General features: G+C 69.0%; 15 protein-coding genes. 6 read left to right on the top strand and 9 right to left on the bottom strand.

Going from position 1 to position 13,852, the window contains the following annotated elements; all coding sequences use genetic code 11:
- Positions 1–69: 69 nt before the first annotated feature.
- From B043_RS12545 to B043_RS0101795, 5 genes are read left to right on the top strand one after another with little or no spacing between them, the layout of a single operon-like run.
- Positions 70–1,032, top strand: a complete 963-nt coding sequence (locus tag B043_RS12545) for an SMP-30/gluconolactonase/LRE family protein (protein WP_081623126.1) — start codon at positions 70–72, stop codon at positions 1,030–1,032.
- Between the two features lie 2 nt (positions 1,033–1,034).
- Positions 1,035–2,171, top strand: a complete 1,137-nt coding sequence (locus B043_RS0101810; protein WP_018460739.1) for an MFS transporter — start codon at positions 1,035–1,037, stop codon at positions 2,169–2,171.
- Positions 2,168–3,283 carry an MFS transporter gene (locus tag B043_RS0101805; RefSeq protein ID WP_018460738.1) on the top strand — a complete coding sequence of 372 codons (1,116 nt, stop codon included), beginning with the start codon at positions 2,168–2,170 and terminating at the stop codon, positions 3,281–3,283. Before B043_RS0101810 ends, B043_RS0101805 begins: the two co-directional genes overlap by 4 nt.
- Before the next feature lie 4 nt (positions 3,284–3,287).
- Positions 3,288–3,773, top strand: coding sequence for a ribonuclease HI (gene rnhA, locus B043_RS0101800; protein ID WP_018460737.1), 486 nt, complete (start codon positions 3,288–3,290; stop codon positions 3,771–3,773).
- Between the two features lie 32 nt (positions 3,774–3,805).
- Complete coding sequence (locus B043_RS0101795) at positions 3,806–5,479, top strand: acyl-CoA carboxylase subunit beta (protein WP_016328900.1); 1,674 nt, start codon at positions 3,806–3,808, stop codon at positions 5,477–5,479.
- A gap of 46 nt (positions 5,480–5,525) precedes the next feature.
- Here the strand turns inward: B043_RS0101795 and B043_RS0101790 are convergent, their stop codons facing one another.
- The 5 genes from B043_RS0101790 to gmk are packed head-to-tail and all read right to left on the bottom strand — an operon-like array spanning position 5,526 to position 8,757.
- Positions 5,526–6,134, bottom strand: coding sequence for a MarC family protein (locus B043_RS0101790; RefSeq protein ID WP_018460736.1), 609 nt, complete (start codon positions 6,132–6,134; stop codon positions 5,526–5,528).
- Positions 6,135–6,156: 22 nt separating this feature from the next.
- A complete protein-coding gene (argR, locus tag B043_RS0101785; protein WP_016328898.1) occupies positions 6,157–6,615 on the bottom strand; it encodes an arginine repressor in 459 nt (152 codons plus the stop codon).
- Positions 6,605–7,810, bottom strand: coding sequence for a bifunctional phosphopantothenoylcysteine decarboxylase/phosphopantothenate--cysteine ligase CoaBC (gene coaBC, locus B043_RS0101780; protein ID WP_018460734.1), 1,206 nt, complete (start codon positions 7,808–7,810; stop codon positions 6,605–6,607). The genes argR and coaBC overlap by 11 nt, the downstream gene beginning before the upstream one ends.
- A 1-nt stretch (position 7,811) precedes the next feature.
- Positions 7,812–8,114, bottom strand: a complete 303-nt coding sequence (gene rpoZ / locus B043_RS0101775; RefSeq protein WP_016328896.1) for a DNA-directed RNA polymerase subunit omega — start codon at positions 8,112–8,114, stop codon at positions 7,812–7,814.
- Positions 8,095–8,757 (bottom strand): guanylate kinase, encoded by a 663-nt coding sequence (gene gmk, locus B043_RS0101770; RefSeq protein ID WP_016328895.1) that lies wholly within the window; start codon positions 8,755–8,757, stop codon positions 8,095–8,097. The genes rpoZ and gmk overlap by 20 nt, the downstream gene beginning before the upstream one ends.
- A 92-nt stretch (positions 8,758–8,849) precedes the next feature.
- Here gmk and B043_RS0101765 point away from each other — a divergent pair, with 92 nt between their 5' ends.
- Positions 8,850–10,277 carry a glycoside hydrolase family 13 protein gene (locus B043_RS0101765; protein WP_018460733.1) on the top strand — a complete coding sequence of 476 codons (1,428 nt, stop codon included), beginning with the start codon at positions 8,850–8,852 and terminating at the stop codon, positions 10,275–10,277.
- On the opposite strand, the gene B043_RS0101760 is transcribed toward B043_RS0101765, so the two are convergent.
- Genes B043_RS0101760 through B043_RS0101745 form a run of 4 tightly spaced genes read right to left on the bottom strand, consistent with a single transcriptional unit; the run spans position 10,254 to position 13,843 of the window.
- Entirely contained in the window at positions 10,254–10,712 is a 459-nt protein-coding gene (locus tag B043_RS0101760; protein ID WP_018460732.1) for a methylated-DNA--[protein]-cysteine S-methyltransferase, read from the bottom strand. The genes B043_RS0101765 and B043_RS0101760 overlap by 24 nt on opposite strands.
- Positions 10,712–11,740 (bottom strand): SpoIID/LytB domain-containing protein, encoded by a 1,029-nt coding sequence (locus tag B043_RS0101755; protein WP_018460731.1) that lies wholly within the window; start codon positions 11,738–11,740, stop codon positions 10,712–10,714. The genes B043_RS0101760 and B043_RS0101755 overlap by 1 nt, the downstream gene beginning before the upstream one ends.
- 32 nt (positions 11,741–11,772) lie before the next feature.
- On the bottom strand, positions 11,773–13,218 hold the full coding sequence (bshC, locus tag B043_RS0101750; RefSeq protein WP_018460730.1) for a bacillithiol biosynthesis cysteine-adding enzyme BshC: 1,446 nt from the start codon (positions 13,216–13,218) through the stop codon (positions 11,773–11,775).
- 10 nt (positions 13,219–13,228) lie between these two features.
- Positions 13,229–13,843, bottom strand: coding sequence for a Crp/Fnr family transcriptional regulator (locus tag B043_RS0101745; RefSeq protein WP_018460729.1), 615 nt, complete (start codon positions 13,841–13,843; stop codon positions 13,229–13,231).
- Between the last annotated feature and the right edge of the window lie 9 nt (positions 13,844–13,852).

The following is a 13,852-nucleotide window of genomic DNA, read 5'->3' as shown; positions in this document are numbered from 1 at the left end:
TTGTGAGTGACGCGGGCGTGACGTGGCCCGTGCTAGGGTAAGGGCAACCCTAAGGAAGGGGTGGTGAGGGTGATCAAGGAGGTGCAAGAGGTCAAGGTTGGCGGCCGGACCCGCAGGGTCCATGTTCGGCCTTTCGCCTGGAACCTGCACGCACCCACCCATATGGAGTGGGCTCCAGACGGGCGGCTTCTTGTGGTGGAGCGCACCACGGGGAAGGTCAAGAACATCACCAAGGGCGGGGACATGGAGGAGGCCAAGCCCTTCGCTTGGGGTTTGGAGGGGCCCTCTAGCATGTGCCCTCTACCAGACGGGCGACTCCTCATTTCCGAGTTTTGGGGTGGACGGATACTTGATATCTCCTCCGGAGGACCTGCTTCTAAAGCCCCCGTCTTTTGTGAAGGCCTCATTCGGCCATATAGCATTACAAGTGTTCCCACAGAGGGTAGCTATAGGGTTTTTGTAGTTTCTTCAGGCGAAAAGAGAGCCTTGGAAGATGTCGTAGGGCAGGTCAGCGAAATCAGTAATGGGAAGGCTTTGCCTTTTCTGACTCAGATTCTTAGCAGGAGGTCTAGAGGTACAGAGGGCTTCACACCACCTTGGAGTTGGCCAGAAGAATGGAGTGTTTATGCAAGTCAGTGCAGCAAAAAATCATGGACCACCTTCCTACCGGGTGAGAAAGGTGTATTGATTTTGGCTGTCTCCAGCCTTGGAAGAATAATTGCCTTTCCGGTACAGGAAGGTCCACAGGAGTTGCCAGAAGTAGCAAAAAAGTACACAATTGCTTTTGATCTTGACAACATGGGAGGGATCATTGGTCATCCTTACAACGGTTTTCTCTACGTTTCCCAACCTGCAACTGGATCCGTCTTAGCTATAGATCCCAAAGAAGTAAGGGCATACTCCTTTGACCCCCCAGTAGTTACGAACTTACCTTCCCCTAGTTGCGTTCGGTTTAGCCCCGATGGACAGACGATGTTTGTTTGCTCTCCGACGAACGGCGTTGTCTGGAAGGTGGAAGGCGTGGTAAGCTAGAGATGGTAAACTTAATCCTCGCCCTTGAGGCCTTCCGCCTCTTTGGGGCGGGGTTTTTCTACTTCGCCCATGGGGCCCTAGCCGCCCTTGTGGCCCCCAGCCCCTCGGGGGCGGCCCTGGCCCTGGGGGCCCGCCTCGCGGCGGAGCCCTTCTTCGCCCTCCTGGCGGGCCTCCTCTCGGACCGCTGGCCCAGAGGCCCTCTCCTGGGCCTTTCCGCCCTAGGGCAGGCCCTCCTCACCCTCGGGGTCCTGGCCCTCCTCCCCTCGCCCCCCCTCCTTCCCCTTTACCTGGCGGGCTTCCTCTTCGCCGCCCTCGAGGCCTTGCGCCTGGTGGCCGCGGGCGCCCTCCTCGCCGACCTCCTCCCCCAGGAGGCCCTGGCCCGGGCTCGGGGAAGGCTCCACGCTGCCTACACCGCCGCCGACCTCCTCTCGGACTTCCTGTCGGGCCTCCTTTTCAGCCGCTCCCAGACCCTCGCCCTGGGCCTGGGAGGGGGGCTTCTCCTCCTCGCCGCCGCCTCCTACCGGGCCCTGCCCCTTGCCTCCCCTATCCCCCGTCCGGCCACGGGGGGTAGCCTAGCGGGGCTCCGCTTCCTCTGGCAAAGCCCCCTCCTCCGCCCCCTGCTCCTCCTGGAGGGCGCCTTGGACCTGGCCCACGCCCTCCTGGCGGGCCTCCTCCCCTTTTTGGTCCTGCGGGGCCTAGGGGCGGCGCCCTGGGTCCTCGGCCTTTTGGGAAGCGCCCTCAGCCTGGGGGGGGCCCTAGGGGGGCTTCTGGTGGGCCCCGCCCTAGCCCGGCTGGGCCGGAAGGCCACCCTGGCCTGGGCCCTATTGGCCTCGGCCCTGGGCCTCCTCGGAGTGGCCCTCCTGCCCTCTTGGCCCTTCCTCGCCGCCTTTCTCCTCCTCTCCGGCATGGGTGGGGCGGCCTTCTCCGCGGTGGCCGGCGCGGTCCGCCTGGGGGAGGCCCCCCCGGAGCTTCGGGGCCGGGTGGCGGGGGGGTTCCTCTTCCTCACCGGCCTCCTCGCCCCCCTGGGCCCCCTCCTCGGGGGCCTCCTGGCGGACCAGAGCCTCTCCCTCCCCTTCCTCCTCGCGGGGCTCGGCCTCTTGGGGCTGGCGGCTTTTGCCCGCTACGGAGGGCCAAGGTGAGGGCCCTCCCCAAGGCTTACCTCCCCGAGGCCCTAGGGGACCTGGGGGCCGCCCTGGGCTTCGGTGCCCTGAGCCTGGAGATCGCCCGCACCGGGGAAGCCTTCTGGGTGGGGGCCTTTGGGGCCCTGGGCTACCTCACCTTGGGGCCCCTCCTCCTCCTGAGCCCCTGGCTGGACCGGGTGGGCCCCCGCCGGGGCCTCCTGGCCCTCCGCCTCCTCCGGGCCCTCCTCTGGCTGCCCCTCCCCCTCCTCCCCCGGGAGGCCGCCCTCCTCGTCCTCTGGGCCTACCCCATCATGGTGGCCACGGACCTGGGGGTGGTGGCCTGGGACGCCTACCAGGTGCGCTTCCAAAGGGAACGCCTCCAGCGGGAGACCGGCCTCCTCTACGCCGCCTGGAACCTAGGAGGGCTTCTAGGCTGGCCCCTGGGGCCCCTTCTCCTCCTCCTCCACCCCGCCCTGCCCTACCTGGGGGCGGCAGGGGTGCTCCTCCTGGCCCTCTTCCTCCTGACCTCCGCCCTCCCCCACCTCCCCCAGGAGGCGCATTCCCGCGGCCCTGTTCCCCGGGCCTCCCTCCGGGCGGGCCTCCGGGCCCTCCTGGCCCACCCGCCCCTCCGCCCCTACCTCCTCCTCTCCCTCCTCTTCCAGCTGGGCCACGCCCTGGCCACGGCCCTCCTCGGCCTCCTCATCCTCCGATCGGGGGCGCCCGAAGCCCTCTTCGGCCTCCTCCTGGCCCTCGAGGACCTGGGCTACGCCCTGGGAGGCCTCCTCGCGGGCAGGCTCCCCCCGGGCCTGGCCCGGCCCCTGCCCCTAGCCCTAGCTCTGGCCGCAGGGGGGTTCCTCCTCCCCTTCCCCCTTCTCCTCCCCGCCTTCCCCCTCTACGGCCTGGGCGTGGGCCTCCTGAGCGCCCGCCTGCGGGCCTTAAGGGGGGAGCGCCTGCCAGAGGAGGGCCTGGCCGCGGCCCTTGCCGGGCTTAGGGCCCTCCTCTACGGGGCGGGGGCCCTCGGGGGCCTGGGGGCGGGGGTCTTCGGGCGGCTGGACCCCGCGCTTCCGGTATGGGGAGCCCTTCTCGCCTTCCTCCTCCTCTTCCTCCTGGGCCGGCCCCGTAAGATGTAAGGGGATGGAAAAGGACCTGAAAGCGGTGGAGCTTTTCACCGACGGCGCCTGCCTGGGCAACCCCGGCCCCGGGGGGTGGGCGGCCCTTTTGCGGTACGGGGAGCGGGAGAAGCTCCTCTCGGGGGACGAGCCCTGCACCACCAACAACCGCATGGAGCTCACCGCGGCGGTGGAGGGGCTAAGGGCGCTCAAAGAGCCCTGCCGGGTGGACCTCTACACGGATAGCCACTACCTCAAAAACGCCTTCACCGAGGGCTGGCTCGAGGGCTGGCGGAAGCGGGGCTGGCGCACGGGGGAGGGCAAGCCCGTGAAGAACCAGGACCTCTGGCAGGCCCTCCTAGAGGCCATGGAGGGGCACGAGGTGCGCTTCCACTGGGTGGAGGGGCACAGCGGCCACCCCGAGAACGAACGGGTGGACCGGGAGGCGAGGCGGAGGGCGGAGGAGGCCAAGGCCCGGAAGGTGGCCTGCACCCAGGGGAAACGCTTTTAGACATAAAAGCGAAAAAACGTTATACTTTAGCCATGGACCTCCCCAAGGCCGTGCTGGAAACCCACCTTAAGGACCGGGAAAGCGCCCAGTACAAGGCCAACAAGGACGCCTGGGTGGCCCTGGTGCGGGCGTTCAGGGAAAGCCTGGAGAAGGTGCGGGAAGGCGGGGGAAAACGGGCGGTGGAGCGCCAGCACCAAAAGGGCCGCCTCACCGCCCGGGAACGGATCCAGAGGCTCATAGACCCGGGGACGGAGTTCTACGAGCTCATGGCCTTCGCCGGATGGGGGATGTACGAGGAGTGGGGTGGGGCCCCGGCGGGGGGCGTGGTGGCGGGCCTCGGCCGGATCGCGGGGCGGGACTGGATGATCATCGCCAACGACGCCACGGTGAAGGCGGGGGCCTTCTTCCCCATCACCGCCAAGAAGGTCATCCGGGCCCAGACCATGGCCCTGGAAAACCGCATCCCCACGGTCTATCTGGTGGACTCCGCCGGGGTCTTCCTGCCCTTACAGGACGAGGTCTTCCCCGACCAGGACGACTTCGGGCGCATCTTCTACCTCAATGCCCGCATGAGCGCCCTAGGCATCCCCCAGATCTCGGCCATCATGGGGAACTGCGTGGCCGGGGGGGCCTACCTCCCGGTGATGACCGACGTCCTCATCATGACCGAGGGGAGCGGGCTTTATCTGGCGGGGCCTGCGTTGGTGAAGGCGGCCATCGGGCAGGAGGTGTCCTCGGAGGAGCTTGGGGGGGCCCGGATGCACCACGAGGTCTCGGGCACGGTGGACTTCTACGAGCCCACGGACGAGGCCGCGCTGGAGCGCATCCGCAAGCTGGCCGAGCTCTACCCGCCCCCACAGCTTGCCCCCTGGGCCGAGGGAAGGAAGGAGCCCAAAGAACCCCTTTACCCCGCGGAGGACCTCTACGGCCTGGTGGACCCCACGGGCGCGCGGCCCTACGACCTAAGGGAGGTCATCGCCCGCCTCGTGGACGGCTCGGAGTTTCTGGAGTACAAGGGGGGGTACGGGGAGACCCTGGTCACGGGCTTCGCCCGCATCGGGGGCTTCCCCGTGGGCATCGTGGGGAACCAGCGCCTCATCCTCAAGAAAAAGGGGCGGATTGAGGTGGGCGGGGTCATCTACGCCGAGGCCGCGGACAAGGCGGCCCGGTTCATCCTGGACGTGAACCAGATGGGCATCCCCCTCCTCTTCCTCCAGGACGTGACCGGGTTCATGGTGGGGAAGGAGTCCGAGCAGGCGGGGATCATCCGCCGGGGGGCCAAGCTGGTGAACGCGGTTTCCAACTCCACCGTCCCCAAGATCACCCTCATCCTGGGGGGCTCCTTCGGCGCGGGGAACTACGCCCTGGCGGGGAAGGCCTACGGGCCCCGGTTCATCTACGCCTGGCCCAGCGCCAAGTACGCGGTCATGGGCGGGGCCCAGGCGGCGAAGACCCTTTTGGAGCTGGAGGTGGAAAAGCTCAAACGCCAGGGGAAGGAGCCCTCGGACGAGGAGCTTAAAGAGCTGTACGAGCGCATCAAGGGCCGCTACGAGGAAACCTTAGACCCCCGCTACGCCGCGGCCAGGCTTTGGGTGGACGGGATCGTCCTCCCCCACGAGACCCGGAAGTGGCTCATCAAGAGCCTCGAGGCCTGCGCCCTGAACCCGGAGAGGGAGCCCTTCCGGGTGGGGGTGTTCCAGGTCTAAGCGGCGGGGCGTCCCCGCGCGGTCCGAAAAGGCGCTTGGGGGGCCCTTAAAGGAGGGCCTTCACCCCATCCGCCACGTACTGCACCGCCAAGGCGGCGAGGAGGATCCCTAAGACCCGGGTCACCACGTTGACCCCCGTGCGCCCGAGGGCCCGGCGCACCACGGAAGCCCCCCTCAGGAAGAGGTAGGCCAGGAGGAGGACCAGAAAGGCGGTGAGGAGGACGGAAAAGGCCCCGAAGGGCACCCCCCGGGCCTCCGCCCCCAGGATGAGGAGGCTCGCCAGGGCCCCGGGGCCGGCGATGAGGGGGATGGCCAGGGGGAAGACGGAGATGTCCGAGCGCGCAAGGGCCTCCTTTGCCTCCTCCTCCGTCTCCCGCTCGTGGTGGCCGAAGACCATCTCCGTGGCGATCTTGAAGAGGAGAAGCCCCCCCGCCACCTTCAGGGCCTCAAAGCTGATGCCCAGGTACTCCAGAAGCCCCCGCCCGAAGAAAAAGAAAAAGACGAGAAGCCCCCCCGCCACCAGGACCGCCTTGCGGGCGATCCGGGCCTGCTTCTCAGGGGGGTAGTGCCCCGCCAGGGCCAGAAAGACGGGCACCAGCCCCACGGGGTCCATGACCACGAAAAGGGTGACGAAGGACTTGACCAGAAACTCCACGTGTCCCCAGCGGAAAAGGCCCCTAAACCAAAAGCCCCCCGAGCTCCTCTTCTAGGGCTTCCGCGGCCTTCTCGTCCCGGGCCACCACCAAGATGGTGTCGTCCCCCGCCAAGGTGCCCACCAGGTCGTCCCGGCGCAGGCGGTCCAGGAGGAAGGCGATGCCGGAGGCGTGGCCCTCGAGGGTCTTCACCACCAGGATGTTCCCCCCCCGGTCCACGTCCCGCACGAACTCCTTGAAGCGGCGCTTAAGCTCCTCGTATACGTCCTCCTGGAGCTCAATGGGGGCCAGGGCGTACTTGTGCCGCCCCTTCCCCAGGGCCACCCGGACCAGGTGGAGCCGGGCGATGTCCCGGCTCACCGTGGCCTGGGTCACCTCAAACCCCCGCTGGCGGAGCTTTTCCACCAGCTCCTTCTGGGTGCTGATCTCCTCCTTGCTGACGATTTCCTGGATGGCGCGAAGCCGCTCTGCCCTACTGCGCATGGCCATATTCCTTCCAGAAGAGTTTAACCCAGTCCAGAATGCGGTGGGCCACCTCCCGCTTGGGCCGGCGGGAAAGCTCCTCCACCTCCCCCGTCCGGCTCAGGAGGACCACCTCGTTCTCCTCCGAGCCGAACCCCACCCCCTCCCGCCCCACGTAGTTCAGGGCGATGAGGTCCAGGTTCTTGCGCAGGAGCTTCTCCTTGGCCCGATGGAGGCCTTCCCGGGTCTCCATGGCGAAGCCCACCAGCACCCGGTTGCCCTTGTTTGCGCCCAGCTCCTTCAGGATGTCGGGGTTCGGGAGGAGGCGGAGGGTCTTCTCCTCCCCTGTTTTGGGCTCCTTGTCCCGGTGGACCTCCGCGGGGCGGTAGTCGGCCACCGCCGCGGCCATGACCACCGCCTGGAGATGGGGGTAACGCTCCAGGATGGCCGCGCGCATCTCCAGGGCGCTTTCCACCCGCACCACCTCCATCCCCCAAGGGTCTTGGAGGCAGGTGGGGCCCGAGACCAGGACCACCTCCGCCCCCCGGTCCCGGGCGGCCTCGGCCAGAGCGTAGCCCATGCGGCCGGAGGAGGGGTTGGAGAGGAAGCGCACCGGGTCCAGGTACTCCCGGGTGGGGCCGGCGGAAACCAGGAGCTTTAGGCCGGAAAGGTCCTTGGGGGTGAGAAGGGCCCGGACCCTCTCCAAAAGCTCCTCGGGCTCCAGCATCCGCCCCCACCCCTCCCCCTCCCCTTCCGCGGCCAAGGGGCCATGGCCCGGGCCGAAGAAGGCGTGGCCCAGGGCCTTAAGCCGCTCCACGTGGCCCTGGGTCTGGGGGGCGAGCCACATGGCCTCGTTCATGGCCGGGGCCCAGGCCACCCGCTTAGGCCCCGCCAGGAGGGTGGCGGAGAGGAGGTCATCCGCCAGGCCCAAGGCGGCCTTGGCCAGGGCGTCCGCGGTGGCCGGGGCCACCAGGACCAGATCGGCGAAGCGGGCCAGGTCGATGTGCAAGGCCCGCCCGTCCGGCCGGAACCAGGCCTCCTCCGTGGCCACCTCCCCCCCCGCGGCCACCGCCAGGGAAAGGGGGGTGACGAACTCCAAGGCCCTGGGGGTGGCGAGGACCCGCACCTCGTGCCCCGCCCGCTTGAGGAGGCGCAGGAGGTGGGGGGCCTTTATGGCGGCCACCCCCCCGGTGACGGCCACCAGGACCCGGGCCATGCTAGGCCCCTTCCGCCTCTACGGGGTAGAGCTTGTCCAGCTCCTTCTGGAGCCGGTCCTCGTCCAAAAGGCCTTCCCCGAAGACCAGCCGGCCGGTGAGGAGCTCCTTCATGGCCCAGGTCACGGGGTTGGGGTCGTCAAAGACCCCTTCCAGGGTGCGCATCTTAGGCCTTTCCTCCGGGGCGAGGACGGTGTTTTTGAAGCGGTAGCGCAAAAGCTGCTGGGCCCGTTTGGCCACCACCACCGTGAGCCGGTACTTGGAATCCACCATGCCAAACAGCTTGTCAATGCCCGGTTCCGCCATGGCTCCTCCTTAGGATCTCGTCCAGTTCCTCTTCCAAAAGGGGGTCCTTGCGCAGGGCCTCCTCCAGGTGGGCCTGCATCCTGGGGGTCCTTCGCCTTTCGGCGGTGAGGATGGCCAGGAAATCCCCCACCGCCTTTTCCAGCACATCGTTCACCACCACGTAGTCAAAGAGGTGGGCGTTTCGGATCTCCTCCTCCGCCCGGGCCAGGCGCTTGGCGATCTTCTCCGGGGGGTCCTGGCCCCGGAGGACCAGGCGCCTTTTGAGCTCGGAGAGGGAGGGGGGAAGGAGGAAGATGAGGATGGCCTCCGGCACCTTTGCCTTCACCTGCAGGGCCCCCTGGACCTCAATCTCCAAAAGGACGTCCTCCCCGCGGGCAAGGGCCCGCTCCACGGGGGCCTTGGGGGTGCCGTAGAGGTGGCCCACGTACTCTGCGTACTCCAGAAAGCCGTCCTCGGCGATGAGCCGCTCAAAGGCGGGCCGGTCCACGAAGTAGTAGTCCACCCCGTGCCGCTCCCCCGGGCGGGGGGGGCGGGTGGTCATGGAGATGGAGTAGAAGAGGCGGGTGCGCTCCAGCACCTTGGCCCGCACCGTGCCCTTGCCCACCCCGCTGGCCCCGGTCATGACGAAGAGGCGGCCCCGCATACCCTTCACCCCGGGAGGATACCAGACCCCCCTCCATCCGGGCAAGGATTTTTGTGATCTGGGCACCTTCTTCCCGTGGTAGGCTTAGGGGCGTGGCTTGGTATCAAGGCGCCTTTTTCTACCAGATCTTTCCCGACCGCTTCTTCCGCGCTGGACCCCCCGCACCCCCCGCCCCCACGGGGCCCTTAGAGCCCTGGGAGGCGCCCCCCACCCTAAGGGGGTTCAAGGGGGGGACGCTCTTTGGTGTGGCGGAGAAGCTCCCCTACCTCCTGGAGTTAGGGGTGGAGGCCATCTACCTGAACCCCGTCTTCGCCTCCACCGCCAACCACCGCTACCATACCGTGGACTACTTCCAGGTGGACCCCCTTCTCGGGGGGAACGGGGCCTTAAGGCACCTTTTGGAGGTGGCCCACGCCCACGGGGTGAGGGTCATCCTGGACGGGGTCTTCAACCACACGGGCCGGGGGTTTTTCGCCTTCCAGCACCTTCTGGAAAACGGGCCGGAAAGCCCCTACCGGGACTGGTACTACGTGAAGGGCTTTCCCCTAAACGCCTACGGGAGCTCCCCCAACTACGAGGCCTGGTGGGGGAACCCCGAGCTTCCCAAGCTCAAGGTGGAAACCCCCGAGGTGCGGGCCTACCTCCTTAAGGTGGCCGAGCACTGGATCCGCTTCGGGGCGGACGGCTGGCGGCTGGACGTGCCCAACGAGATTCAGGACCTCGAGTTCTGGCGGGAGTTCCGCAGGCGGGTCAAGGGGGCAAACCCCGAGGCCTACATCGTAGGGGAGATCTGGGAGGAGGCCGACCTTTGGCTAAGGGGGGACCTCTTTGACGCCACCATGAACTACCCCCTGGGGCGGGCCGTCCTGGGCTTCGTGGGGGGGGAGGCCCTGGACCGGGAGCTCGCCACCCGCTCGGGGCTTGGGCGGATAGAGCCCCTCCAGGCCCTGGCCTTCAGCCACCGCCTCGAGGACCTCTTCCGCCGCTACCCCTGGGAGGCGGTCACCGCCCAGATGAACCTCCTCACCTCCCACGACACCCCCCGCCTCCTCACCCTCCTCCGGGGGGAGGTGGCCCGGGCCAGGCTCGCCCTTTCCCTCCTCTTCCTCCTCCCCGGCAACCCCACGGTCTACTACGGGGAGGAGATCGGCATGGAAGGGGGCCATGACCCCGAAAACCGGGGAGGGATGGTGTGGGACGAGGCCCGCTGGAAGGGGGAGATCCGGGAGGCCATAAGGCGCATGGCCGCCCTCAGGAAGGCCCACCCCCTCTTGAAGAGCGCCCCCTACACCCGCATCTACGCCCAAGACGGCCACCTGGCCTTCGCCCGGGGACCCTACCTGGTGGTGGTGAACGCCACGGACAGGCCCTTCCTCCAGGACCTCCCCCTCCACGGCCACTTCCCCCGGGGTGGGGCGGCGGTGGACCTCCTCTCGGGGGCGGTCTGCCACCCCCAAGGAGGAAGGCTTTGCGGCCCGGAGCTTCCCCCCTTTTCCCTAGCGGTCTGGCAGGAGGTGTAGGCCCTCAAACCGGAGGAGCCAGGCCTTAAGCCCTTCCTGCCCGGCGAAGCCCCCAAGGCGGCCGTCCGCGTGGACCACCCGGTGGGCGGGGACCAGGAGGAAAAAGGGCGAGGCCCTGAGGGCCGCCCCCACGGCCCTAGGGGCAAGGCCCAGGGCCCGGGCCACGGCCCCGTAGCTTTCCGTCTTGCCGTAAGGGATCCTGCGGGTCCACTCGTACACCGCCACCCGGGCCGGGGAAAGGCCGGTGTAGTCCAGGGGGAGGTCCAGGAAGTCGGGCCTTTCCCCCTGGAAGTAGCGGGCCACCGCCTCCGCCACCCTTTCCGCCAGGGGGCCTTCCGCCTCCCGGCCCTGGGGGAAAAGGGTGGGGACGAGGCGGCGCACCCCCAAGGGGGTGGTCTCTAGCCAAAGGGGGCCGATGGGGGTGGGGAGGAGCATCAGGGAAGGCCGGCCCGGACCACCAGGTCGGAGAGGAAGGTCCCCGGGAAGTAGTGGCCCAGGATCTCCCGAAACTCAAAGCCCCGCTCCGCCATGCCCTTGGCCCCCCACTGGCTCATCCCCACCCCGTGCCCGGCCCCCCGGCCCAAGGCCCGCCAGCCCTCAAAGCGCACCAGGGCCGAGGGGAGGCCCATGGCCCGCACCACCCGCTGGGCCAGGGGGCCTTCCACCACCACCCCCAGGGCGGAAAGCCGCCCCACCCGCCCCGAGGGGGTGAGGGCCAGGACCTCCGGGGGCTCGAGGGTGCGGGGGGCGAGGCCGTAGGCCCGGAGGGCGGCCGCCACCCTTTCCGGGGTGAGGTCCACCGTCCACCGGCTTTTAGGCCCATCGGAAAAGGGGTCTTCCCGGGGGCGAAGGTAGGGAAGGGCCTTCTGGAAGACCTCCTCGCTCCCCGCGGTCATGCCCCCGGAGTCCGCGTGGTACAGGGCGGAGATGGCCCTCCCCCCGTAGCTCACCACCAGGCCCCGGGTGGCGAGGACCGCCTCCTTGTGCCTGGGGGTTTCCGCGGAGAGGCCCCGGTAGACCTGGCAGGCCTCCGTGGCGCAGAGGTCGTAGGGGGCGGAGGGGCTTAGGCGGTTCACCGCGAAGGTGCGGGCCAAAACGGCCTGGGCCTTCAGGGCCTCCAGGGGGAAGGAGGGGGGCATCTCCCCGGGGAGGACCCCGAGGAGGTAGTCCTCCAGGTCCACGGCGTTCACCGCCATCACCTTCTCCCCTTGAGGGAGGAGGAGGAGCCCGCCCCGGTAGGGGGTGCCGTCCAGGGCGAAGGTGGGGCCGGGGTGAAGGAAGCTCGGGAAGAGCCTCCCGTCCACCACCACCCCGCCCTCCACCCCCTTGGCCAGAACCCGCCCCGAGGGCAGGTCCAGGCGGAGGGCCTCCCCCAGGGGCACCTCCTTGAGGAGGACCCGCAGGGTGAGGCCCTGGGCCAAGGCCCAGGGGAGGAGAAGGAGGAGGGCCAGGAGGCGCTTCATAGACCTTGGGTCTAGCCTACCCCGCCCGGGCCCTAGAGGTAAAGGAGGGCCCGCCCCAAAGCCGGGGCCTCCTCCAGGCGCTTTAGGGCCACGGGGTGGCGGAGGGCGTACTGGAGAAAGGGGAAGACCCGCTCCTGGGGAAGGCCCAAGGGGAGGAGGTGGCGCTTAAGCCGCTCCAGATGGGCCCAAAGGACCCCGTCCCCCTGGAGCCTGGCCCTTAGGGCCTTCCGGAGAAGCCGCTCCCCCTCTCCCCCCAGGCGGGCCCGGAAGCGGAGGAGGGGGCGCTTTAGGGTAGGGTCCAGGGCTCCCGCCTCCTCCGCCAGGGCCTCGGCCTCGGAGAGGAGGCGGCGGAGGCGCTCCTCAAAGCGGGCGAAGGCCTGAAGCCGCCCCCCCACGGCCCTCAAGAAGGCCCCCTCCCCCTCCTCCAAAAAGGCCCAGGGGTCTAGGCCGTACTTCCCCAGGATGCGGGCCACCGGGGGCTCCAGTACCAGGGCCCTAAGCCTCTGGAACAGGGCGGGCATGGAGAGGCCATAGAGGGCGTACACCTCGGAAAGCTCGGCCACGTAGCGGAGCTCGTTGGGCCCCACCACGAACCCCGCGGTGGGGAGGACCAGGTCCTGGAACACCGGCCTGAGCCCCGCGGCGGGGGTGAGGCGGGAAGGGTCCGCCTGGGCCAGCTCCCAGAGGGCCTTGCGGGTGTAGGTGCGCACCCCGTCGGTGAAAAGCCCCCCCTGGTAGTGGAGGAGGCGGCGGGCATCGGTTTCCAGGAAGAGGTTGGTGGCCCCCGGCTTGCGCATCAGGGCGGGCTTTTCCCCTAAGGCCCTAAGGCGCTCCGCCTCCCGGTTGATGGCCTGGGCGCTCCCCAAAGGGTCTTCCAGCTCCCGCTCCAGGGCGGGGAGGAAGAGGGGGGCAAGCTCGGGGGCCATGGGGTCAAAGGGGAGGAGGCCCCGCTCCCCCAGGAAGGCCAGGAGGACCCGGGCGAAGAACTCCGAAAGGGTCTCGGCCTCCAGGGCCCAGGCCACCCGCTCCTCCTCCGCCCAAGGGCCCAGGAAGGCCCGCAGGGCCTCCCGGTAGGGGGCCAGGGGAAGGCGCCCCGCGGGCAGGGGGGGAAGGGGAAGGGAGAGGGTTTCGAGGCGCTCCTCCCGGAGGAGGTGGAGGTGGCGCACCTCCTCCACGTCGTGGTCCTGGGAGGCAATCCAGAAGACCCCCGCCGCCCCCACCCCCTCCGCCAGGCGCAGGGCGGTGTGGGCCTTGTAGAAGGTGAGGGCGGGGCCGCCCAAAAGCCCCGCCTGCTGGCCCGCCACCACCGCGCCCACCTCCAGGCGCCTAAGGGCCTCCAGGACCGAGGAAGGCGCCCCCAGGCGGCGGAGGTAGGCGGAAAAGGCGGGAAGGAGCCCCGGGTGGCCCCTCCGCCCCAGGCGGGCCCGTAGGGCCTCTTCCCCCGAGGGCAGGCCAAGGCGAGCGGCGAGGTCCTGCATGCTACAAACCTTATAGCGCCTCCGCCAACCGGGCAAGGGCCTCCCGGTCCTTGATCTCCAGCCGGCGGTAGCCCAGGTCCAATACCCCCGCCAAGGCCCACTCCCCCAGGAGCTTGGTCACCGTCTCCCGGGTGGCCCCCACCATGCGGGCCAGGTCCTGGTGGGAGAAGAGGACCTCCCCCTCCGCCCCCAGGCGGAGGAGGAGGCGGGCCAGGCGCTGGGCCACGGGGAAGCGGAGCTCAAAGAAGCGCGCCTCCATGGCTTTGAGGCGTTTATAAAGGGCTTCCAGCAGAAAGGCGTTCACCTCGGGGAAGCGGGCCCTTAGGGCCTCCACCTCCTTCCTCTCCCCGAAGAGGAGCTCGGTGTAGGCCAGGGCCTGGGCGGAAAGGCCCCGGCGAAGCCCCCCCACCAGGGCCTCCTCCCCGAAGAGGTCCCCCGGGCCGAGAAGGCTCAAGGTGAGGCCTTCCCCCTCCTCGGCGTGGAGCCAGACCAGGCCCTGCCGCACCAGGTAGACCCCGTCCGCGGGGTCCCCCTCCCGGTAGAGGACCTCCCCCCGCCGCACCCGAAGGGGCTGGAAGACCCGGGCCGCCTCCCGCCTGGCCTCGAGGCCCAAACCCTGGAACATACCCCACAG

The sequence above is a fragment of the Thermus oshimai DSM 12092 genome (genome assembly GCF_000373145.1).
Classification (GTDB): Bacteria; Deinococcota; Deinococci; order Deinococcales; family Thermaceae; genus Thermus; species Thermus oshimai.
This window is presented reverse-complemented; position numbering and strand designations above follow the sequence as displayed.

What these genes read in the sequence shown, in the direction of transcription:
- B043_RS0101810 (WP_018460739.1), top strand. Translation starts at nt 1,035, where the DNA reads ATGGTAAACTTAATCCTCGCCCTTGAGGCCTTCCGCCTCTTTGGGGCG.
- rnhA (WP_018460737.1), top strand. Translation starts at nt 3,288, where the DNA reads ATGGAAAAGGACCTGAAAGCGGTGGAGCTTTTCACCGACGGCGCCTGC.
- B043_RS0101795 (WP_016328900.1), top strand. Translation starts at nt 3,806, where the DNA reads ATGGACCTCCCCAAGGCCGTGCTGGAAACCCACCTTAAGGACCGGGAA.
- argR (WP_016328898.1), bottom strand. Translation starts at nt 6,615, where the DNA reads ATGCGCAGTAGGGCAGAGCGGCTTCGCGCCATCCAGGAAATCGTCAGC.
- coaBC (WP_018460734.1), bottom strand. Translation starts at nt 7,810, where the DNA reads ATGGCCCGGGTCCTGGTGGCCGTCACCGGGGGGGTGGCCGCCATAAAG.
- rpoZ (WP_016328896.1), bottom strand. Translation starts at nt 8,114, where the DNA reads ATGGCGGAACCGGGCATTGACAAGCTGTTTGGCATGGTGGATTCCAAG.
- gmk (WP_016328895.1), bottom strand. Translation starts at nt 8,757, where the DNA reads ATGCGGGGCCGCCTCTTCGTCATGACCGGGGCCAGCGGGGTGGGCAAG.
- B043_RS0101760 (WP_018460732.1), bottom strand. Translation starts at nt 10,712, where the DNA reads ATGCTCCTCCCCACCCCCATCGGCCCCCTTTGGCTAGAGACCACCCCC.
- B043_RS0101755 (WP_018460731.1), bottom strand. Translation starts at nt 11,740, where the DNA reads ATGAAGCGCCTCCTGGCCCTCCTCCTTCTCCTCCCCTGGGCCTTGGCC.
- bshC (WP_018460730.1), bottom strand. Translation starts at nt 13,218, where the DNA reads ATGCAGGACCTCGCCGCTCGCCTTGGCCTGCCCTCGGGGGAAGAGGCC.
- B043_RS0101745 (WP_018460729.1), bottom strand. Translation starts at nt 13,843, where the DNA reads ATGTTCCAGGGTTTGGGCCTCGAGGCCAGGCGGGAGGCGGCCCGGGTC.